This window comes from Pandoraea sp. XJJ-1, assembly GCF_026802345.1.
Classification (GTDB): domain Bacteria; phylum Pseudomonadota; class Gammaproteobacteria; order Burkholderiales; family Burkholderiaceae; genus Pandoraea; species Pandoraea cepalis.
In genome coordinates this window covers 2,413,565-2,435,114 of the sequence record NZ_CP113827.1, presented here as the reverse complement: position 1 = coordinate 2,435,114, position 21,550 = coordinate 2,413,565, and the positions used below count along the sequence as shown (strand labels likewise).

14 protein-coding genes and 6 pseudogenes are annotated in these 21,550 nt (G+C 57.4%); 8 read left to right on the top strand and 12 right to left on the bottom strand.

The features are described 5' to 3' along the window. Positions 1-27 precede the first annotated feature (27 nt). Entirely contained in the window at positions 28-477 is a 450-nt protein-coding gene (locus tag OYT13_RS11010; protein ID WP_076205818.1) for a hypothetical protein, read from the top strand. A gap of 9 nt (positions 478-486) precedes the next feature. Further along, positions 487-1,041 (top strand): annotated as a pseudogene (locus tag OYT13_RS11005) (COG4705 family protein); the annotation flags it as partial. A gap of 31 nt (positions 1,042-1,072) precedes the next feature. Here the strand turns inward: OYT13_RS11005 and OYT13_RS11000 are convergent. After that, a pseudogene (locus OYT13_RS11000) lies at positions 1,073-3,184 on the bottom strand (Tn3 family transposase); the annotation flags it as partial. A gap of 65 nt (positions 3,185-3,249) precedes the next feature. On the opposite strand from OYT13_RS11000, the gene OYT13_RS10995 reads away from it, so the two are divergent. Then, a protein-coding gene (locus OYT13_RS10995) for an IS3 family transposase (RefSeq protein WP_086003188.1) occupies positions 3,250-4,337 on the top strand; the annotation gives its coding sequence in 2 pieces (ribosomal slippage) (positions 3,250-3,499 and positions 3,499-4,337; 1,089 coding nt in all). 32 nt (positions 4,338-4,369) lie between these two features. Here the strand turns inward: OYT13_RS10995 and OYT13_RS10990 are convergent. From OYT13_RS10990 to OYT13_RS10945, 10 genes and pseudogenes are all read right to left on the bottom strand, one after another. Then, positions 4,370-5,236, bottom strand: a pseudogene (locus tag OYT13_RS10990) (DUF4158 domain-containing protein); the annotation flags it as partial. 30 nt (positions 5,237-5,266) lie between these two features. Further along, positions 5,267-5,440: pseudogene (locus OYT13_RS10985) on the bottom strand (chromate resistance protein ChrB domain-containing protein); the annotation flags it as partial. Between the two features lie 40 nt (positions 5,441-5,480). After that, positions 5,481-6,419, bottom strand: coding sequence for a hypothetical protein (locus OYT13_RS10980; protein ID WP_268567721.1), 939 nt, complete (start codon positions 6,417-6,419; stop codon positions 5,481-5,483). 133 nt (positions 6,420-6,552) lie between these two features. After that, positions 6,553-8,196 carry an electron transfer flavoprotein-ubiquinone oxidoreductase gene (locus OYT13_RS10975; protein WP_059038765.1) on the bottom strand — a complete coding sequence of 548 codons (1,644 nt, stop codon included), beginning with the start codon at positions 8,194-8,196 and terminating at the stop codon, positions 6,553-6,555. 90 nt (positions 8,197-8,286) lie between these two features. Then, positions 8,287-9,219 (bottom strand): electron transfer flavoprotein subunit alpha/FixB family protein, encoded by a 933-nt coding sequence (locus OYT13_RS10970; protein ID WP_059038764.1) that lies wholly within the window; start codon positions 9,217-9,219, stop codon positions 8,287-8,289. 11 nt (positions 9,220-9,230) lie between these two features. Further along, entirely contained in the window at positions 9,231-9,980 is a 750-nt protein-coding gene (locus tag OYT13_RS10965; RefSeq protein WP_059038763.1) for an electron transfer flavoprotein subunit beta/FixA family protein, read from the bottom strand. Between the two features lie 104 nt (positions 9,981-10,084). Then, a complete protein-coding gene (locus OYT13_RS10960; RefSeq protein ID WP_268567720.1) occupies positions 10,085-11,350 on the bottom strand; it encodes an MFS transporter in 1,266 nt (421 codons plus the stop codon). A 57-nt stretch (positions 11,351-11,407) separates the two neighbouring features. Beyond that, the gene (locus tag OYT13_RS10955) at positions 11,408-12,562 is read right to left on the bottom strand and encodes an acyl-CoA dehydrogenase family protein (protein ID WP_268567719.1); all 1,155 of its coding nucleotides are present in this window, start codon (positions 12,560-12,562) and stop codon (positions 11,408-11,410) included. Between the two features lie 16 nt (positions 12,563-12,578). Beyond that, on the bottom strand, positions 12,579-13,457 hold the full coding sequence (locus OYT13_RS10950) for an IclR family transcriptional regulator (protein WP_268567718.1): 879 nt from the start codon (positions 13,455-13,457) through the stop codon (positions 12,579-12,581). A 212-nt stretch (positions 13,458-13,669) separates the two neighbouring features. Next, a complete protein-coding gene (locus tag OYT13_RS10945; protein ID WP_268567717.1) occupies positions 13,670-15,364 on the bottom strand; it encodes an IS1634 family transposase in 1,695 nt (564 codons plus the stop codon). 162 nt (positions 15,365-15,526) lie between these two features. On the opposite strand from OYT13_RS10945, the pseudogene OYT13_RS10940 reads away from it, so the two are divergent. Beyond that, positions 15,527-15,649: pseudogene (locus OYT13_RS10940) on the top strand (transposase); the annotation flags it as partial. 222 nt (positions 15,650-15,871) lie between these two features. Here OYT13_RS10940 and OYT13_RS10935 read toward each other — a convergent pair. Next, on the bottom strand, positions 15,872-16,885 hold the full coding sequence (locus tag OYT13_RS10935) for an IS110 family transposase (RefSeq protein WP_268566701.1): 1,014 nt from the start codon (positions 16,883-16,885) through the stop codon (positions 15,872-15,874). Between the two features lie 67 nt (positions 16,886-16,952). Between OYT13_RS10935 and OYT13_RS10930 the strand changes: the two are divergent. The 4 genes and pseudogenes from OYT13_RS10930 to OYT13_RS10915 form a co-directional block, all read left to right on the top strand. Beyond that, positions 16,953-17,983: pseudogene (locus OYT13_RS10930) on the top strand (IS3 family transposase); the annotation flags it as partial. Positions 17,984-18,255: 272 nt separating this feature from the next. Next, complete coding sequence (locus OYT13_RS10925; protein WP_268567873.1) at positions 18,256-19,257, top strand: IS481 family transposase; 1,002 nt, start codon at positions 18,256-18,258, stop codon at positions 19,255-19,257. Then, entirely contained in the window at positions 19,244-20,026 is a 783-nt protein-coding gene (locus tag OYT13_RS10920; RefSeq protein WP_268567716.1) for an enoyl-CoA hydratase, read from the top strand. Before OYT13_RS10925 ends, OYT13_RS10920 begins: the two co-directional genes overlap by 14 nt. A gap of 2 nt (positions 20,027-20,028) precedes the next feature. Further along, on the top strand, positions 20,029-21,549 hold the full coding sequence (locus OYT13_RS10915; protein WP_268567715.1) for a 3-hydroxyacyl-CoA dehydrogenase: 1,521 nt from the start codon (positions 20,029-20,031) through the stop codon (positions 21,547-21,549). Position 21,550: the final 1 nt, after the last annotated feature.

Genomic DNA, 21,550 nt, shown 5'->3' with positions numbered 1-21,550 from the left:
CTCTTCGCTCTACACAAGGAGAAAAACATGTTCATACAGCACTCAATCGCTCGCTCTGTTGCGGCTATTTCGGCCGCCGTGCTCTTGGCCCTCGCGGCTGGTTGTTCCAAATCTGCCGATCAGAACAACGCAAGCTCGGCATCAACTACACCGGCCCAGACTGTCTCGGCCTTGCAAGTCAAAACTGCATCCAAGCTGGGCGACCTGTCGGCCTTCCGCAGCATCGCCACTGATGTCGCCGCCATCGTTGACAAGGGCGATCTGCCTGCTGCCAAGTCACGCATCAAGGACTTGGAAGTCGCATGGGATTCGGCCGAAGCCGGACTCAAACCGCGCGCGGCAGATGACTGGCATCTGCTCGACAAGGCCATCGACAAGTCGCTTGCGACGCTTCGCGCAGACACGCCAAGCCAGGCTGACTGCAAGGCTGCGATGGATGCCCTGCTGAAAACCTTTAACACGCTCGAAGGAAAGTGAGCGCGCCCCATGAAAACATCCACTGAACACGCTTTGGCCAAGGTGCCCGAAGTTACGCTGGGCTTCTGGCTCATCAAGATTGCCGCCACGACGCTCGGTGAAACTGGCGGTGATGCGGTTTCGATGTCCATGAACCTGGGCTACCTGGTCGGTACAGCCATCTTCGCGGCGATCTTCCTGGCTGCCGTGGTCGCGCAGGTCAAGGCCAAGGACTTCCACCCCTTCCTGTACTGGACGACCATCATCGCGACAACCACGGTCGGCACGACGCTGGCCGATTTCGCGGACCGATCGCTCGGAATCGGGTACGCTGGCGGTTCGAGCTTGCTGCTGGCCTTGCTGCTTGGCTCTCTCTTCGTCTGGCATCGCACCCTTGGCTCCGTGTCGGTAAGCACGGTCAGCTCGCCCAAGGCGGAAGCCTTTTACTGGTTGACGATTATGTTCTCCCAGACGCTGGGCACCGCGCTGGGCGACTGGACGGCTGATACGGCGGGCCTGGGATACACGGGTGCGGCCGTCGTGTTCGGCGGGCTGCTCGCGCTGGTCGTGGCAGCCTACTACTGGGGTCGTCTCAGAAAACGGACCGCAAAGTACGCTAAGGCGGCTGCAGCGGTCGTAGGGGCCTGAATTTGCCAGCTCCGATCTTGGCGCTGCTGCGCCAGAGGTAATCGCCGGTCAGGTTGATGTGCTCCCAGCCCAGCGGCGACAGGTACTGCAACAGCGCATCATCGACGCCGAGACCGTTTCCACGCAGCGCATGCGCTGCGCGCTCCAGGTAGACCGTGTTCCATAACACGACAGCCGCCGTCACCAAGTTTAGGCCGCTGGCCCGGTAGCGCTGCTGCTCGAAACTGCGGTCGCGAATTTCACCCAGCCGGTTGAAGAACACGGCGCGGGCCAACGCGTTCCGCGCTTCCCCCTTGTTGAGTCCGGCGTGGACACGGCGGCGCAGCTCCACGCTTTGCAGCCAGTCGAGGATGAACAGCGTGCGCTCGATGCGTCCCAGCTCACGCAGGGCGACGGCCAGGCCGTTCTGGCGTGGATAGCTGCCGAGCTTGCGCAGCATTAGTGAGGCCGTCACCGTGCCATGTTTGATCGAGGTAGCCAGCCGCAGGATTTCATCCCAATGGGCACGGACATGCTTGATGTTGAGCGTGCCGCCGACCATCGGCTTGAGCGCCTCATAGGCGGTATCGCCCTTGGGGAGGTAGAGCTTAGTGTCGCCCAGGTCGCGGATGCGCGGCGCGAAGCGGAAGCCCAGCAGGTGCATGAGCGCGAAGACGTGATCGGTAAAGCCCGCCGTGTCGGTGTAGTGCTCCTCGATCCGCAGGTCGGATTCGTGGTAAAGGAGGCCGTCGAGCACGTAGGTCGAGTCGCGCACGCCGACGTTGACCACCTTGGCGTGGAACGGCGCGTACTGGTCAGAGATGTGGGTGTAGAAAGTCCGTCCTGGGCTGCTGCCATACTTCGGGTTGATATGGCCGGTGCTTTTGGCCTTGCTGCCTGTTCGGAAGTTCTGACCGTCCGACGATGACGTGGTGCCGTCGCCCCAGTGACAGGCGAAGGGATGCCGGAACTGGGTGTTGACCAGTTCTGCCAGCGCCGTTGAATAGGTCTCGTCGCGGATGTGCCAGGCTTGCAGCCAGGCCAGCTTGGCGTAGGTCGTGCCGGGGCAGGACTCGGCCATCTTGCTCAAGCCCAGGTTGATCGCATCGGCCAGGATCGTGGTCAGCAGCAGGTTCTTGTCCTTGGCCAGGTCGCCGGATTTCAAGTGCGTGAAGTACCGGGTGAAGCCCGTCCACTCATCGACTTCGAGCAGTAGTTCGGTGATCTTGACGTGCGGCAGGATCATTGCTGTCTGGTCGATCAGCGCCTGCGCGGTGTCGGGCACCGCCGCGTCCAGCGGCGTGATCTTCAGGCCCGACTCGGTGATGATGGCATCCGGCAAGTCGTTGGCCGCCGCCATGCGGTTGACGGTGGCAAGCTGCGCTTCTAGCAGTGTCAGCCGCTCGTACAGGTACTGGTCGCAGTCGGTGGCCACGTCCAGCGGCAATTCGCTGCCCTGCTTGAGGCTGGCGAACTTCTCGTGCGGCACCAGGTAATCCTCGAAATCCTTGAACTGACGCGAGCCCTGCACCCAGATGTCGCCCGAGCGCAGCGAGTTCTTGAGTTCCGACAGCGCGCACAGTTCATAGTAGCGCCGGTCGATGCCGGCGTCGGTCATCACCAGCTTCTGCCAACGAGGCTTGATGAAGTCGGTCGGGGCATCAGTGGGCACCTTGCGGACGTTGTCAGTGTTCATGCCGCGCAGTACGTCGACGGCGTCGAGCACGCCCTTGGCGGCGGGCGCGGCCCGCAGCTTGAGCACGGCCAGGAATTCCGGCGCGTAGCGGCGCAAGGTAGCGTAGCTCTCGCCGATGCGGTGCAGGAAATCGAAGTCATCGGGCTGCGCGAGCTTCTGCGCCTCGGTGACGCTCTGGGCGAAGGCATCCCAGGACATGACGGCCTCGATGGCGGCGAACGGGTTGCCGCCCGACTGCTTGGCGTCGATCAGCGCCTGGCCGATGCGTCCGTACAGTCGCACCTTGGCGTTGATCGCTTTGCCGGACGCCTGGAACTGTTGCTGATGCTTGTGTTTGGCGGCGTTGAACAGCTTGCCCAGAATGCGGTCGTGCAGGTCGATGATTTCGTCGATGACGGTGGCCAGGTAATACCCCCTGAAATCCACCGCTGGGAGAAGTAGAATTTTCTCGTTAAGAGGGAGTTCTGCAGATGAAGAAGTCGAGATTCACAGATAGCCAGATATTGGAGGCGCTCAAGCGCGCGGAGGCTGGGCTTGCGGTGCCGGAGCTATGCCGGGAACTGGGCATCAGTTCGGCAACGTTCTACAAATGGCGCTCGAAGTACGGCGGGATGGACGCGTCGATGATGTCGCGCATGAAGGAGCTCGAGGCGGAGAATGCCCGGCTGCGCAAGATGTACATCGAGGAGAAGCTCAAGGCTGAGATTGCCTCGGAGGCGCTGCAAAAAAAGTTCTGAAGCCATCTCGCCGGCGCGAGATGGCAAAGCAGGTTGTGCAACAGCGCCGCGTGTCAATTCGTGTGGCGTGCACAGTGTTCGGCATCAGCGAGTCGTGCTACCGATACGAGGCGAAGTTGAACACGGAGAACGAAGAGATTGCAGACTGGCTGATGCGTATCACGGGCTGTCATCGCAACTGGGGCTTTCTGCTGTGCTATTACTACTTGCGTAACGTGCAGGGATTCGGGTGGAACCACAAGCGCATCTACCGGATTTATCGGGAGCTGGAGCTGAACCTGCGCATCAAGCCGAAGAAACGCTTGGTGCGCGAAACGCCGCAGCCGCTGTCGGTGCCGCATGCCATCAACGAAGTGTGGTCAATGGACTTCATGCATGACCAGCTCGTTGACGGGCGCAGCATCCGGACGCTGAACGTGATTGATGATTTCAACCGCGAGGCGCTGGGCATTGAGGTGGATTTCTCGCTGCCGTCCGAGCGGGTGATTCGCACGCTGGAGCAGCACATGGAATGGCGTGGCAAGCCGAAGGTAATTCGTTGTGACAACGGCCCAGAATACCTGAGCACAGCCATCGTGACTTGGACGCAGAAGCTAGGTATACGGCTGGAATACATTGAGCCGGGCAAGCCGCAACAGAACGCGTACATCGAACGGTTCAATCGGACCGCGCGATACGAATGGCTCTCGCAATATCTGTGGGAAGACCTGGAGCAGGTTCGGCAGGCAGCGGCCGACTGGATGTGGACTTACAATCACGAGCGCCCAAATATGGCATTGGGCGGCTTTACCCCGAAGCAGCGGCTGGCCATGGCCGCTTAGTTTCTACTTCTGCCGACTGTGGAAAACGGGGGCATTACCGCCATACCCTCGATGGCCAGCGCGACGAGGGTGGCGTAGCGCCGTTGCGGCTCGAACTTGGCCAGATCAGCGGGCGTCATCTGGCCACCCTCGCGGGCGATCTTGAGCAGCCGGTTCTGGTGAAGCAGCCGTTCGATGCCAGTAGGCAGGTCGAGCGCTTGCCAGGCTTTCAGGCGCTCGATGTGTTCGAGCATGTGGCGCGAGTTCGGCTTGACGGGCGACTGGCGCAGCCAGGCCAGCCAGGTCGTCTTGCCGAACTCGCGGCGCTTGAGCAGATCATCGAGGCGATGCCGGTGGGGGTCTGTCAGCGGCTCGGACAGCGCTTCGTAGATGCGCCGGTTGGCGCGAGTAATGGCCTCGGCGCAGATGCGTTCAATGACGCCCGGTGACGGGAGCAGCACGCTCTTTTGTCGCAGCCCTTCGATCAACTCCGTCGCCAACACGATGCCTTTGTCGGTCTGCCAAGCCAGTTCATCCAGGCTGTGCACGCTGGGGCGATAGTGCCGCGTTGCGAAGGCCTGGAAACCAAAGATCGATTGCAGTTCCAGCAGGTGCTCGCGGCGCGTCTCGGCGCGCTGGCCGTAGTCCGCCCAGGCTTCGGGTGGCACCTTCAGTTGCGTGGCTACCAGACGCAGCAACGGCGGAAACGGCTCCGTATCTACCGCGAGCATCATGCCGGGATAGCGCATGTAGCAGAGCTGCACGGCGAAGCCCAGGAGGTTGGCTGGACCGCGCCGTTGCCGGATGATCGAGAGGTCGGATTCGCTGAACGTGTAGTAGCGGATCAAGTCCTCCATGGTGTCCGGCAACGCCAGCAGGCTCTCGCGCTCGGCGGCGGACAGGATCGAACGGCGCGGCATGTCCGGCGACTCCCTCTCGAATTCGCTTGGTTACATCTTCGGCGGCCAGTTATGCGTCTCACTCTGGCAGTGCTTGCACCATGCATAGAACGCGTCGTACATCACCATGCCGTGCTTGAGCATTTCATGGTCGTCGCTGAAGTTCTGCGACAAGCCAAGAGATAGCGCGTACAACCCTGTCGACTGCGGCGTCAGGTCAAGTCGAGGGTCGGCCGGGAATCATGAAAAATTCCCCGAAATCCGCCTACTCTCCTGAATTAAAAAGCGAATTCTGACTTTCAACACTATTTTTCTTTGTGTTGACGCTTTTCGGTTGCGGTACCTGCAAAGCCGTGAGCTTTTCAAAAATTTTCTCGTGGCTGACGACAACGGCTTTTGCCGCCATCAGTTCGGATTCCAGCCGCTGCCCCGTTTCCATAGTCTCCTGCAGCTTGCAGAAGTTCGCTTGGTTTTCCTTGCCTAGATCGGCCACCCGCGCATTGGCTTGCGCCAATTGCTCCGACAACTGCTGGTTTTTCACCTCGGCGACGGCCAACTGCTCTTTGGCCGAACGCAGTGATCGTACTTCGCCCTCTTGTCGGTGAAGTTCACTGTGTGCGTGGGTCAGTTCGCTCGATAGCCGGGCATTGTCCTCATGGCTGCGAATTAGTTCCTGCTGCTTGGTATTCACCGTGTCCTTGGCCGTGCGCAATTCGCCCTGCAAGAATTGAATTTGCTGTTCGAACTGGCGCTGATCCTGCTCTCGTTGCTCCTTGGCCGCAGCACGGAAATGCTCCAGCGCTTCGCGGGCGTGCAGGTGCACGCCAAGCGCCGTTCGCCATAAAGCTATGCGCCCTCGCGGCAGAGCCTCAATTGCATCGTTTGGAGCTTTGAGCAACTGCAAGAAACTGACTGCCCCCAGCATCCCCAATAACGCAATGTTTTGAGTGAGCATAGTTGTCCAGATCGGATGCTGCCCACCAAGCACACTTACGCCAAAAGCCAACACGCCAATTCCCGCAAGGAAGATGGCTTGTTTCTTTTGGGAAGCTAGCAACATTGGCCACAACAACATCCCGGCCAACCAAGCTGCACTCCCGGCTAACCAGGCTTGCGATCCATAACCTGTTCCCGTCAGTGTTGCTAACACAACCATTACCATCAGCAAAACTGACGCAAAAAATTTGCGATTAGGAAAGTTCACAGAGGATGTGGTGAAAATGAATTCATGCTGCGAGAAGACTTGTTTTGTGGCCCTATTTCGAAACCATCAATAATAGTTAAGCATTCAAATTAGCTCGAATTTGCGAGGAAAAACTACAACGCGCAACGCTTGATTACATATTGGGATAGGTCGGTCCTTCTCCACCTTGTGGTGCCACCCAATTGATGTTCTGAGTAGGGTCCTTGATATCGCAGGTTTTGCAATGCACGCAGTTCTGAGCATTGATCTGAAGGCGAGGAAGGCCGTCTTCGCTAACCAAGATTTCATAGACACCTGCAGGACAGAAACGCTGTTCGGGTGCATCGTAGAGAGCGAGGTTAACCTTGATCGGCACAGATGGATCGATCAGTTGCAAATGGCATGGCTGGTCTTCCTCATGGTGGGTTGACGAGAGAAAGACAGAGGAGAGGCGGTCGAAGGTCAGGACCCCATCAGGTTTCGCGTATTCAATCTTCAGACATTCTGATGCCGGCTTCAATTTAGAGTGGTCCGGTTTCTTGTTGTGCAGTGTCCAAGGAGCCTTACCACCGAGAATGAGTTGATCGATGCCGAACATGATAGAACCAAGCTTCAAGCCCTTGCTCATCCAAGGCTTGAAGTTGCGCGCCTTATGAAGCTCCTCGTATAACCAGCTTTTCCTGAAGGCTGACGGATAAGCAGCGAGTTCGTCATTGTGCTGGCCGGCACCAAGAGCATCAAAGCAGGTTTCGGCGGCAAGCATGCCGGACTTGATAGCACAGTGGGAACCCTTGATGCGGGCTGCATTCAGAAAGCCTGCGTCGTCGCCAATCAGTACGCCACCAGGAAAGACCAGCTTCGGGAGAGATTGGATGCCGCCGGCGGTTAGTGCGCGGGCACCGTAGGCGATTCGCTTACCTCCATCGAGGAATTTACTGATTTCCGGATGGGTCTTGTAACGCTGAAACTCCTCGTAGGGCGACAGGTACGGGTTCTCGTAGCCAAGCCCGACGACGAAGCCAACGGCGATCTGGTTGTTCTCCAGATGATAGAGAAAGCCGCCGCCGTAGGTGGCGTTGTCCATAGGCCAGCCGCCGCTATGAACTACGAGGCCGAGCTGATGATTTTCAGGCTTAATTTCCCACAGTTCCTTGATGCCGATAGCGTAGGTCTGCGGATCACAGCCTTCGTTGAGATCGAATTTCCCAATCAACTGCTTGCCTAGGCTGCCACGACAACCTTCGGCGAAGAAGGTATATTTGCCAAGCAATTCGATGCCGGGCTGGAAGTTAGCACCTTCGGAGCCGTCGTGCTGGCGGCCCATCTCTCCGGTAGCTACGCCCTTGACGGCCCCATTTTCGTCGAAAAGCACCTCCGCTCCAGTAAAGCCAGGGTAGATTTCAACACCCATTGCTTCAGCCTGTTCGCCCAGCCAGCGACAGAGATTGCCAAGCGAGATTACGTAGTTGCCTTCATTGTGGAAACAGCCGGGTAGCAGGCTGTTTGGTACCTTCGTAGACCCCTTCTCAGAGAGAATGAAAAACCGATCCTCTGACACTGGTGCGTTCAGCGGAGCACCATTCTCCTTCCAAGCAGGCAGCAGCTCAGTTAGAGCACGCGGATCCATGACCGCCCCGGATAGAATATGAGCACCAATCTCAGATCCTTTCTCGATTAGGCACACAGAAAGCTCGCGGCTCTTTTCAGCCGCCAGTTGTTTGAGCCGTATTGCCGCGGCTAGGCCAGCCGGACCGCCGCCAACGATGACGACGTCGAATTCCATGGATTCGCGTTGCATGATATTTGATCCAAAAAAAGGGGGGTTGGGAGACCCCAACCCCCAAACTCACCGGTACGCAAGGATTGATTACCGGCAGAGGAGACGACCTTAGTTAAATTCCGCAGTTAGTTGCGGCACCACCTCGAAGAGGTCGGCGATCAGACCGTAATCAGCCACCTGGAAGATCGGCGCATCCGGGTCCTTGTTGATGGCGACGATGACCTTGGAGTCCTTCATCCCGGCCAGGTGCTGGATGGCTCCCGAGATGCCGAGCGCGAAGTACAGTTGCGGCGCGACGATCTTACCGGTCTGGCCGACCTGATAGTCGTTTGGCACGAAGCCTGCATCGACGGCAGCACGGGAGGCACCGAGGGCGGCACCGAGCTTGTCGGCGAGCGGTTCGAGTAGCTTGTGGTAGTTCTCGCCACTGCCTAAACCACGACCACCAGAGACGATGATCTTGGCAGCGCCAAGTTCCGGACGTTCGGATTTGGTCAGTTCGCGGTTGATCAGGGTGCACTGGGCGGTGTCAGCTACGGCGGCGATGTTCTCGACGGCGGCATTGTTACCGGTAGCGACAGCATCGAAGGCGGTGGTACGGACGGTAATGACCTTGACGGCATCGGCGCTCTTGACGGTGGCCAGGGCGTTGCCGGCGTAGATCGGGCGGACGAAGGTGTCAGCCGCTTCGACGGCGGTGATTTCAGATATCTGTGCCACATCGAGCAAGGCGGCGACGCGCGGGGCGACGTTCTTGCCGAAGGTGGTGGCCGGGGCGAGGATGTGGCTGTAGCCGGCAGCGTTAGAGACAATCAGAGCAGTGAGGTTTTCAGCAGTCTGCGCACCGTAGTGGGCGGCGTCAGTGACTTTGACCTGGACGACACCCTGCAGCTGGGCAGCCGCCTGGGCTGCAGCCTGACAGTTGGCGCCCGCAACGAGGACGTGGATGTCGCCACCGATTTTTTGCGCAGCAGCAACGGTGTTGAGGGTGGCAGCCTTGAGCGAAGCGTTGTCGTGTTCGGCGATAACGAGAATGGTCATGTGTTGTCTCCTCAGATCACTTTGGCTTCGTTCTTGAGCTTGTTCACGAGCTCAGCCACATCGGCCACCTTGATACCGGCGCTGCGCTTGGGCGGTTCGCTGACCTTGATGGTGGTCAGGCGCGGGGTGACGTCGACGCCAAGGTCCGCCGGTTTGACGGTGTCGAGCGGCTTCTTCTTGGCTTTCATGATGTTGGGCAGCGTGGCGTAGCGCGGTTCGTTCAGGCGCAGGTCGGTGGAGACGACGGCTGGCAGGGTGATCTGCAGGGTTTCGAGGCCGCCGTCGATTTCACGGGTGACAGTGGCCTTGCCGTCGGCGAGGACGACCTTGGAGGCGAAGGTGGCTTGAGGCCAGTTTTGCAGGGCGGCGAGCATCTGGCCGGTCTGGTTGGCGTCGTCGTCGATGGCTTGCTTGCCGCAGATGACGAGTTGCGGTTGTTCCTTGTCGCACAGGGTTTTGAGGAGCTTGGCAACAGCCAGGGGCTGCAGGTCGGTCTCGGTTTCGACGAGGATACCGCGGTCGGCACCAATGGCCAGGGCGGTGCGCAGGGTTTCCTGGCAACCCGAAGGGCCGCAAGAAACAGCTATTACCTCACTTGCAATACCCGCCTCCTTCAGACGCACGGCCTCTTCGACGGCGATTTCGTCGAACGGGTTCATGCTCATCTTGACGTTGGCCAGATCGACCCCTGATCCGTCAGCCTTTACCCGGACCTTTACGTTGTAATCAATGACCCGCTTCACGGGAACCAGAATCTTCATAGAATTTCCTCACTAATTTCAGACCCTGACCGAGATGTGTTCAGATCAGTGCCTACCTAGTTTCTATGGACTCTCCCGCCGAATTGGAGGGAGAGTCCATTTCATTACTTGAGCGGGTCGTACAGTTTTTCTTTGATGAACAATGCGGGGATCAAGCCACAAACGAAGTACGCGCCTGCCATAACCAAAAATCCAAGGCCGATCGATCCCTCAGTAGCCAGATAACCAATTGCCGCTGGGGCAATCGCAGCACCGATGCGACCTACGTTATAAGCACCTCCAACTGCAGATCCGCGAATCTTGGTTTCGAAACTTTCCGTCATGTAGGTTGCATTTACACCGTACGGAACACCATAGAGGAATCCAAAGATCACCAGCAAATAAACGATGTTTTCTGGCGAGTTGTACATGACGATTACTGGGAGAAAGGCTGCAGTACCAATTGCCCCCAACGCGAATATCGCTCGCCGTCCAAATTTGTCAGCCAACCATCCAGCAATCACTTTGCCAAGGATCATGGCGACGTAGGTGCCAACCATGTAGCCTGTCATTGACTTGAAATTCATGTGTAGTTCTTTTTCCAAGTACGACGGCATCCAATTGTTAACACCGTAATAGCCAAACTGCAGGAATCCGGCTGTCAATGCCCACAGAATGAACATGCGACGGTGGTTGGGATCACCAAAGATAATTTTGTAGGCGCTTTCCTTTTTTACGGAAACTACAACTCCTGCCGCTTTATCTGCAGCTGCTTTTGCTCGAGCAGCAACCCAGGTCGCGGGCTCAGGAACAATACGCCGCATCACCAAGGCCATAAGAACCGGAATAATCGCGATGTAAAACAGCCAGCGCCAACCATAGGTTGGCAATATCCAACCAGCCAAAAGGGTGGCTACGACATACCCAACAGACCAACCAGCTTGCAGGGTCCCAAGTACCGTTGTCCGCTTTTCTGTGGGGACATACTCGGCCATCAATGTGTTGCAAACTACATATTCAGCACCAAGGCCAAGACCGGAGATGAAACGAAATGTTGCGAATTCCCAGAAATTTGTCGTAGCACCTAGCGCAGCAGTTCCGACGGAGAAAACAAGGATCGTCCAGACTACGGTGCGTACTCGACCGAACCGATCTGCGGCCCAGCCACCAAAAATGCCGCCGATTGCCATGCCTGCCAGGGTAATGCTTCCCAACATGCCGGCTTCAACATTCGTCAGTCCAAAATCTTTTTTAAGACTCGATAGACTGTAGGACAGGAACATTAGGTCAGCGCCATCGACCATCAGTCCGAGGAAAGAAAAAATAAATACCGCAATCCATATTTTGTCATTTTTTTGGGCAATGACGTCCCCGTTAGCAGTAATGCTCATGGCACCTCCTTGGATGGAAATTGGGAATTACTTCCCTTGTGGCAACTATTGAGTTGCTTAAACTTGAATGTCTCGAATCATGTTTCGAGCAATCACAATTTGCTGAATCTGGGTTGTTCCCTCGTATATGCGGAACAAACGAACATCACGATAGAACCGTTCAATGGCATAGTCCGAGACATAGCCGGCACCGCCATGGATCTGCACTGCGCGGTCTGCAACCCGACCACACATTTCGGATGCAAAAAGCTTGCAGCAAGAAGCTTCGGTCGAAATGTCTTCCTTATTGTCACGACGGCGTGCGGCATCGATAATCATTGACCGAGCTGCATAGATTTCAGCCTTGCTATCTGCCAACATTGCTTGAATCAGCTGGAATTCGGCAATTGGCTTTCCAAACTGTTGCCGCTCACAGGCATATCGCAATGCATCTTCTAGCATCCGCTCGGCAGCCCCGACGCAAATAGCCGAAATATGGAGACGTCCTTTGTCTAATACTTTCATTGCGGTTTTGAAGCCTACGCCTTCCTTACCGCCGATGATGTTGGCGGCCGGTACCCGGCAGTTGTCAAACATAACATCGCAGGTATGGGCGCCTTTCTGACCCATTTTGTGATCTCGCTTACCTAGAGACAGTCCAGGCGTTCCCTTCTCTACAATGAAGGCGGAAATGCCACCGGCGCCCTTGATTTCAGGATTCGTACGGGCCATGACCGTAAAAACGCCTGCCTCCGGAGCATTGGTTATGAATCGCTTAGTTCCATTTAGAACGTAGTAATCACCATCGCGGACTGCGGAAGTCCGTAGCGAAGCAGCGTCAGAGCCAGAACCCGGCTCCGTCAGCGCAAATGAAGCAATCAACTCACCTGAAGCGAGTTTCGGTAGGTAATAGTTTTTCTGTTCAGGAGTCCCATCAACGATGAGACCTTGAGAACCAATACCATTGTTAGTGCCAATCAGCGACCGGAATGCCGGGGAGGTTTTAGCTATTTCGAAAGCGACTAAAACCTCTTCCTCCATAGTCAGCCCGAGACCGCCGTATTCCTCAGGTATGCACAGACCAAAAAGCCCCAACTGGCGCATTTCATCCACGACATCCGCCGGGATTTCATCTGTTTCGGCAACGCTGTTTTCAACCGGAATAAGGCGTTCACGGACGAATCTGGACAAAGTATCCAGAAGTAAGTTTAGTGTTTCCTGGTCGCGGATCATTGTTTCTCCAAAAGTATCAAGATCGGCCCATCATGCTGCCGACACGGTTTACAAGGTTTACTAACTTCGGCCCGATGTCGTTTTCGAGCTTTTCACGGGAAAGAATGAATGCTGGTCCACCGCAGTTGAATGCCATTAGCGAGCCGTCAGTTCCCTGGAATGGCACACCGACTCCGACAATTTCGTGATCCCAGTCGCCGAGAGAAAGACAAAAGCCATGTTCAGCGTAATCACGAAGGGCTTGATCGATACCCGCTTTAACTCGAGGCCAGGCTTGCTCATCGCGCAATCGAATTTGATCCAACAGGAAGTTGCGCTCTGAGTCAGGAAGAGCCGCCAAATAGGCGCGCCCCATAGATGTGGTGGCCAATGCCAAGCGAGCCCCAATGCCGCGCTGCAGAGCAATAGGGGCAGAGCTACGAATCGTCTCGACATAGACCATACTCAAACGATCACGAATACCGATTGAGACTGATGCTCTGGAATACTCGGCCAGTTCTTGCATGTATGGCTTGGCTATCTGTCGTATGTCCATGTTGGACAACATGGCATAACCGAGAGACAGCACCCCTGAACCAAGGCTGTACTTCCCAAGTGATTCGGAAAAGTTGAGATACCCAAGTTTGGCCAGCGTGCCCGCAAGACGGGAAACACTAGGTTTGGGAATTCCAGTTCTACGCGCCAGTTCAGTCACGCCAAGATGGCGCTCACCGGGGCTAAAGCAACGCAACAACTCCAGCCCGCGGGCCAGTGCCGTGACGAACTGCCGATCTTTCTCTTGAAGATCATCGTCGAAACGTTCGATGTCGTTGCTTTCATGACCGACGGCCACGCTTGTCTCCTTGTTACCGGTATCAGATTGAGCCGGGCTTTGTGATTTGACGAATGCTGTCATAGCTATTTTCTCCGTGTCAACAAATTTGAAGCAGTGGTTCGCACAGCGAAACAATAAGGCAAAGCGCGAGATATTGGAAGAGGCATCCTGACGTGCTCCCTCATAGCCGTACCACCTGAATGGAAGTGAGGTCCGTCAACCTGGAGACCCAAGTTCGACATATTTTTGCGTAAGCCATTGATCCGATTGCATTTCCGCAATCGAAATTGGCACTACAGGGCGATGTCGAAGGGCTCTTTGGTGGGGGCGTCGAGTTGAAGTTGGTCGAACAAGGCGAGCTGCTCGGGGGTGAGGTCGGTCAGGCCGCTGGCGGCGCCCTGGCCGGCGATGCGAACCTGGTGGAGCTGGATGTGGCGAACGATCTCGAGGGCGCGTTCCGGGGAATAGGGGCTGTCGGCGGCCTTGAGCTGCATGCGCAGCACGCGGTACAGCACCAGAGCCATGAAACAGATCAGGGCGTGGGCCCGAATGCGCTCGGGCAGGCGGTGGAACACCGGGGCGATCTCGATCTCGGACTTGAGCACCCGGAATCCCCGTTCGATGTCGGCCAGACTCTTGTAGCGCGCGATCACCTCGGGGGGGTCGAGATCGGTGGTGTTCGTCACCAGCAGCAGCTTGCCATCGTTCAGTTCGGCCCGCGTCAGAGCGGCCTCGTCGATGACGTAGGTGAAGAGGTCCGACTGCAGATCGACCTTGACGATCGAGCCCAGGTGCGCGTCGCTGACGGCGCGAAACAGCCAGGCCTTGGCGCCCGAGTCGCTCAGGCGCCGACCCTTGAAGGTCGATCCGCCGTCTTGCGCATCGAGCTTGCCGGCGCGTTGCTCGGCCTGTTGGGTCAGCTCGTCGATGGTCTGGCGCCGCGCGGCGCTTTGCTGCGTGGCCACCTCCGGGGCGTGCGCCCAGATCAGGCGCAGCCCCTGCCAGGCCGTCTCGCCGATGACCTCGGCCTTGGCGTTTGCGCAGTGCTGGGCGTGCACGGCGCCCAGAATCTCGGTGAACTCGCCGTAGCGGCGCCCGGGCACGGCCAGGATGAACTCCAGGGGCTGGGGCGTCTTGCCGATGCGCACCGTCTGCAGCCACTCCAGGTTGTCCAGGCTGAGCAGCCCGCGGTCGGCCACCAGCACGACGCGCTTGACCGGGTACAGGGCCAGGATCTCGTCGACCACCGCGTGCAGCGTCGGCGCCTCGGCCGTATTGCCCTCCCAGACGCGGTGCGCGATGGGCAGTCCCTCGGCCGTCTGCACGACGCCGAGCATGATCTGGCGGCGGATGCCGCCGTCCTTGGACAGGCCGAACTGGCGGATCTCGCCGGGCATCTCGCTGTGGCCCTCGATGCCGATGGTGGTCATGTCGTAGAACACGATCGACAGGTCCTGATCGACCAGCGGCCGCAGCGCCGCCGCCAGGGCGCGCTGCATGGCGTCGCTGCGCTCGGCCAGCGTGTCCATGGTGCGCAGCAGCCGCTGGTGCGTGACCGAGGCGCTGTCGACGCCAGGCACTTGCGCACCTTCGAGCCAGCGCAGCACGCCGAGTTTGGAGGTGGCGTCGCACAGGCGGTTGAACACCATCACCCGCAGCAGCCGCTCGGCGTCGAAGGCACCGTGGGCATTGCGCAGGACACGGCGGAACGCCTCGTCCCAGCCCAACTTGTGCCACAGCGCGTGCAGCATCCAGGTGTCGCCCACCGCCAGCGCCGGGGCAAACCGCACCGAGGGCGCCTGCGGCTCCTGCCCGTCGATGACGCGATGCAGGCCGCGGACCAGGGCGTCGGCCGTACCGGCGCGCACCTGCTCCAAGCGACCCAGGGTGGCGACGACGCGCTGGCGGGAGACCCCCAGGTCATCGCGGTACGCCTCCACGAGCTTGACGTAGCTGCGCGATCCGGAGCGGGTGAGCTTGACGAACATGTCGCCACTATATCGCAGGAAACAACGCTAATGCGTATATTCAAAGAAATAACGTGTCACTACAGCGTTCGCGCCGAAAAGAGGCCTAAGGTCCTGTTACGACACAACTTCCAGCCGGATTCGGGGCGCAAAGACGTCGAACTTGGGTGGAGAATGACGGACATGAGGAAGAGTCGATTTACCGAGCAGCAGATCATTGGTTTCTTGAAGCAGGCCGAGTCGGGCCTGCCGGTCAAGGAGGTCTGCCGCCAAGGCGGGTTCAGCGAGCCCACCTTCTACATATATGGACTGCCCTAGATAGCAAGTTGATGTTTTGATTAGCACGGGAGTCGATTGCGTACATATATCCGGCGTCATGGAAAAGTCCTGCGCCTAACTGGAAATCCGCACGAACAGGCCTCAACAACTGGAAGACCTCAAGGGCCGTCATAAAAATCAGGTTCCCTGCTCGCCGGATCGACCGGTGTGCCACTGTCAATCATCAACGCATCGTCGGTGGAGGTAATGTTACGCAGGACGGTAAGGCTGGCCTGAGGCGAGTATGGCCCAGATGGTACGAGCCATCTTGTTGGCCATTGCGACGATCGCACGATTTGCGCCACGCCGCTGTTGAAGCGCCAAAGCCCAGGTATGCTTTTTATCCTGTTTGGTGGGGGCAGTTCGAAGTACCGCACGTGCGCCATGAATCAGTAGTGTTCGCAGATGTCGATCGCCGCGTTTGCTGATTCCCTGGAGTCTCGTTTTGTCGCCGCTTGAGCACTGGCGAGGCACCAAGCCCAGCCATGCGGAGAAATGACGCCCGTTTTTGAAGTCTTTGGGGTCCGAGACAGCGGCCACAATGGCGGTGGCCGTTTTGGGGCCGACGCCTTCGATCTTCGCGATGCGCTGGCACGTTTCACTGGCCTTGAAGACCGCATCAATGCGCTTGTCAAAACCGGAGATTCGACCGTCAAGCTCACGCAACTGGTCCATAAGATCGGACAGCATTTCTCGCGCGAGCGGTGTGAGCGCATTGCCGGTGTCAGCAACAATAGTTGGAATCTCCCGACGCGCCCGCGTGATTGACTGAGCAAACACGATGCCACGCTCGGCCAAGATGCCTCTCATTTGGCTTACCAAGCCAGTTCGATTGTTGACCAAGCGACTGCGAGCACGATGCAGACTTTGAACATCCTGCTGCTCAACAGACTTTACGGGAACAAATCGCATTGAGGGGCGTTGTAATGCCTCGCATATGGCCTCTGCATCATTGCTGTCGGTTTTGTTTCCCTTGACGAAGGGTTTGACGAACTGCGGACTGATCAACCGAACCGCGTGGCCCAGCTTCGCGAACTCCCTGGCCCAGTGGTGGGCGCTACCACATGCCTCCATGCCGATGGTGCACGGCGTGAGCCTCAGAACAGCTTCCATGAGTTGCGACCGCGCGACACGGCGTCGTAGCATGATTTTCCCAGACGCGTCGACGCCGTGCAGTTGGAACACATTTTTTGCCACATCGATTCCGAGAAAAGAGATTGCCATGATGGCCTCCGAACACGAGATGAGTCATTAGCACGATACCCCTTCGGGGGCAGTCCATCCCATTAAGTGGCGCACCAAGTACGGTGGCATGGAAGCTGATGAGGCTCGGCGCCTGAAGGATCTCGAAGTCGAGAATGCCAGGCTCAAGAAGCTACTGGCTGAAGCGCACCTTGACCTGGAGGCGCTCAAGGTCGGTTTCGGGGTAAAGCGCTAGCCCCACAAGGCAAGCGCAAGGCCATCGCCATGATGCTGGAGCACACCCAGATTTCTGAGCGCCGGGCTTGTCGTCTTGTGGGGCTGTCCCGAGATGCCTGGCGGCATCCACCGCAACCCGATGCGCAAACGGCGCGTCTGGCTGAACGCATTCAGGCCGTGGCCATGGAGCGGCGACGCTTCGGGTATCGCCGTGTGCACGACATGCTGCAGGGCGAGTTTCCTGGCACCAACCACAAGAAGGTGTTTCGGCTTTACCGCGAGCAAGGCCTGGCCGTACGTAAGCGCAACAAGGGCAAGAGATACCGAGGCGAGCGCACGCCGCTGGTGGCCGCAACTCGGGTCAATCAAACATGGAGCCTGGACTTTGTCAGCGATTCATTGAGCAACGGCAGGCGCATCAAGTGCCTGACCATTGCCGACGACTTCAGCCATGAATGTGTGGACATCGCAGTAGACCTGTCCATGCCTGGCGCGTACGTCACCAGAGTCCTTGAGCGAGCTGCACGCTTCAGGGGCTATCCAGAGGCCATCAGGACCGACAACGGACCGGAGTTCACATGCAGGGCCTTCATGGCATGGATGCAGGCACGAGGCATCCAGCACATCCTGATTCAACCAGGCAAGCCAACCCAGAACGCCTACATTGAAAGCTTCAACGGCAAGTTCCGGGATGAATGCCTCAACGAGAACTGGTTCGAATCATTGGCCCAGGCCCGTGAAGCCATCGCCATCTGGCGGCAAGACTACAACGAGGTGCGTCCCCACGGCACGATTGGCAGAATCCCACCGGCTGCATTTGCAGCCAAGCATCGCAACTCAAACCCAACCACCACCGACGCAGGATCAGTTAACCTGCAAACCCCTGGACCTCTCTCCAACTGATTGGTATGGCTGCAGGGGGCACGTCAATCCGAACCCATTGATTAAATTGACTAATACAAAGGAATTTATTTACCAATCCGTAACGCCGATGATGTCCTCAAACTTTACAAGCCAATTGTCTTGGTTTACTGTGAGCGCAACACAACACAAATGGAACAGTGTTTCGCTATGTGTCGCGTCCCGTGTGATCATGTACCCATTCGAAGCTGGCCGCTGTACAGAGCAAGGGACGTGATGCGCGGCGTGGTGGAGTCCTTCAAAGGGGAGCGAATATTGTGAGTGAAGTCCACGCCAGAGCCCGCACCACACCGCGCACGAGGACAGAGATCCGGGACTCGACGGCGCCGCTGAATCAGTTGGCGACTCGGTACAACATCAGCCGAGCCACAGCGGCCAAGTGGAAGGGGCGCGAGACGCCAGAAGACTTGTCGCATCGCCCGCACAAGCTCAGCACGACATTGACGCCCGCACAGGAGGCGATTGCGGTGGAGTTGCGCTGCACATTGCTGCTGCCGCTGGATGACCTGGTGGCGGTGGTCCGTGAGTTCGTCAACCCGAGGGCAACGCGCTCGGGATTGGATCGCTGCCTGCGTCGTCATGGCGTGGCCAATCTGCGCGAGCTTCAGCGCCAAGCGAGCCAGGCTGAGGGAGAGGCCGAGGCGCCGCGCAGCAAGACCTTCAAGGACTACGAGCCGGGCTTTTTGCACATGGACATCAAGTACTTGCCGCAGATGCCAGATGAGACCGAGCGGCGTTACCTGTTCGTCGCCATCGACCGGGCCACGCGCTGGGTGTTCATGCACATCTATGCCGACCAGAGCGAAGCCAGCAGCGTGAATTTTCTGGAGCGACTGCGCGAGGCGGCGCCGATGAAGATCACCAAACTGCTCACCGACAACGGCAGCCAATTCACCGACCGTTTCACCAGCAAAAAGCGCGAGCCATCGGGAGCCCACAAGTTCGACGTACGCTGCAAGGCGCTGGGCATCGAGCATCGCTTGTGCCCGCCCCGGCACCCGCAGACCAACGGCATGGTCGAGCGCTTCAACGGCCGCATCAGCGAGGTGGTGAACCAAACCCGATTCGGCTCGGCCGCCGAGTTGGAGGCCACGCTCACCAGCTACGTCAAGGCGTACAACCATCACATTCCGCAGCGCGCTCTCCATCACCTCTCACCCGTCCAGGCGCTCAAAAAATGGCAGGCAAAAAAACCGGATTTGTTCGTGAAACGGGTTTACAACCAGCCGGGACTTGACAGCTATGCAAACCAATAATGATGACCTGATTGTCTCTGAAGTTGCCAATAGTATTGCTCTTGTTACCCTTAACCGCGCAGCAGTCAGGAATGCCCTCAATCAGAACGTTCGTCGACTGCTTGCTGAGCAATTTGAAATACTAGGTCGCAATCCAAGCATCCGGTGCATCGTCTTGACCGGGGGTGCGAAAGTATTCGCCGCAGGGGCAGATCTCAGTGAAATTAGTGAATGTTCGCCAATTGATATGCACTTGCGCCAAGTCCATCGTCTTTGGCAATCAATTAGGGACTGCCCCAAGCCAATTATTGCTGCTGTAAACGGGTATGCCTTAGGTGGAGGATGCGAGCTCGCCATGCATGCAGACATCATTGTTGCTGGACGCACAGCATCATTCGGCCAACCCGAGATTAAGGTCGGGATCATGCCGGGCGCAGGTGGCACTCAAAGACTGACCCGAGCGATTGGCAAGTTTCAGGCTATGAAAATGCTGCTCACTGGGCAAGTAATTAATGGGGAAGATGCCTTTGCAATGGGCCTGGCCAGTGAGGTGGTTGACGATGAAAAGGTCCAAGAGCGAGCGCTAGAGTTGGCACAGGAGATTGCAGCAATGCCTCCCTTAGCGGCCACCCAAATCAAGGAAGTTTTGCTTGCCGGCCAAGACGCTTCTCTCGATGCAGCACTGACCCTCGAGCGCAAGGCATTTCATTTGCTTTTCGCTAGCCAAGATCAAAAAGAAGGCATGGCCGCCTTTTTTGAAAAACGCAAGCCATCTTTTACAGGACGTTAATGATGACTATTGATATTCAAACACCTTTCGTGCTCGGTGTCGTAGGTACCGGTCTAATGGGTCGAGGGATCGCGCAAATTGCAGCTCAAGGGGGGATTCAAGTCATTCTCCACGATAGCCGAGAAAACGCGGCCCTGGAGGCAAAGGATGCAATTATTTCCATCTTTGAGTCATTGGCCGCCAAGGGAAAAATGACGACAGATGCAGTTGTCGAGAGCGTTGCGCGCCTGAGTGTGGCTAGTTCGCTGACAGATCTAGCGGAATGTAGCGTTGTTGTAGAAGCCATCGTTGAAAAACTGGACGCCAAGCGAGAGCTGTTTCAACAATTGGAAACGGTCGTAAGCGACAAATGCATTCTGGCAACGAATACATCCTCGCTATCCATCACTGCAATCGCATCCAACTGCAAACACCCGGGTAGGGTTGCTGGATTTCACTTCTTCAGTCCAGTGCCGCTTATGAAGATCGTAGAAGTGATCGCAGGACCGCTTACAGATGATGAGGCTGCAACCACATTGGTTGAAATTGCCCAGCGCATGGGGCATACCCCGGTGCGTGCCAGCGACACCCCCGGCTTTATCGTTAACCATGCAGGTCGCGGTTATTTGACGGAGTCTCTTCGACTACTTGGAGAAACCATTGCCCCCTATCCAGAAATCGACCGCATCCTGCGACTTGGTGCCGGTTTCCGAATGGGACCATTTGAATTGCTTGATCTAACAGGGCTAGATGTATCACAGCCAGTGATGGAGTCGATTTACGATCAGTATTATCAGGAGCCCCGTTTTCGACCCTCACCGATCGCCCGACAGAGGCAGGCCGCAGGGCTTCTTGGTCGAAAAACTCAGCGAGGCTTCTACCGCTACGATAATGGTCAAAAGCAGGAGATGCCGGTACCTCCCGTACCACAACGCCAAGATCGGCCGGTCTGGTTGAACCCCCCGGATGCGGAAGCATTCCCTGCAGTAGTCCAGCTTCTTCGAACTGTTGGAGCACCACTTGATACAGGCGAGCGACCAAGCGAAGGTTCGATTTGCTTGTTACTACCAATTGGTGACGATATCAGCACGAGCGCCACGGCTTTAGGTCTTGACCCAACGCGCTGTGTCGGCCTTGACCCTCTATTCCTGGACGGTTGCCGCACCTTGATGACCTGTCCAGTGACGGCACCGGCTTACCGAGATGCTGCACATGCATTGCTTGCAGGCGACAACGTGCCAGTTGCCGTAATTCAAGACAGCCCTGGTTTTGTATCTCAGCGCGTCCTAGCCGCAATCGTCAACATCGGTTGCGATATCGCGCAGCAAGGCATCGCCACTCCGGGGGATATCGACAGAGCAGTGACCCTCGGACTCGGTTATCCACAAGGGCCTCTTTCAATGGGGGATCGCTTTGGCGCCGCAACCATCTTGAAAATTCTGGACGGCCTCTTCGAGTTTTATCGTGATCCGCGCTACCGGCCCAGTCCTTGGCTGAAGCGCCGCGCAATCCTCGGCCTTTCTTTGTTGACTCCCAATTCGTGAC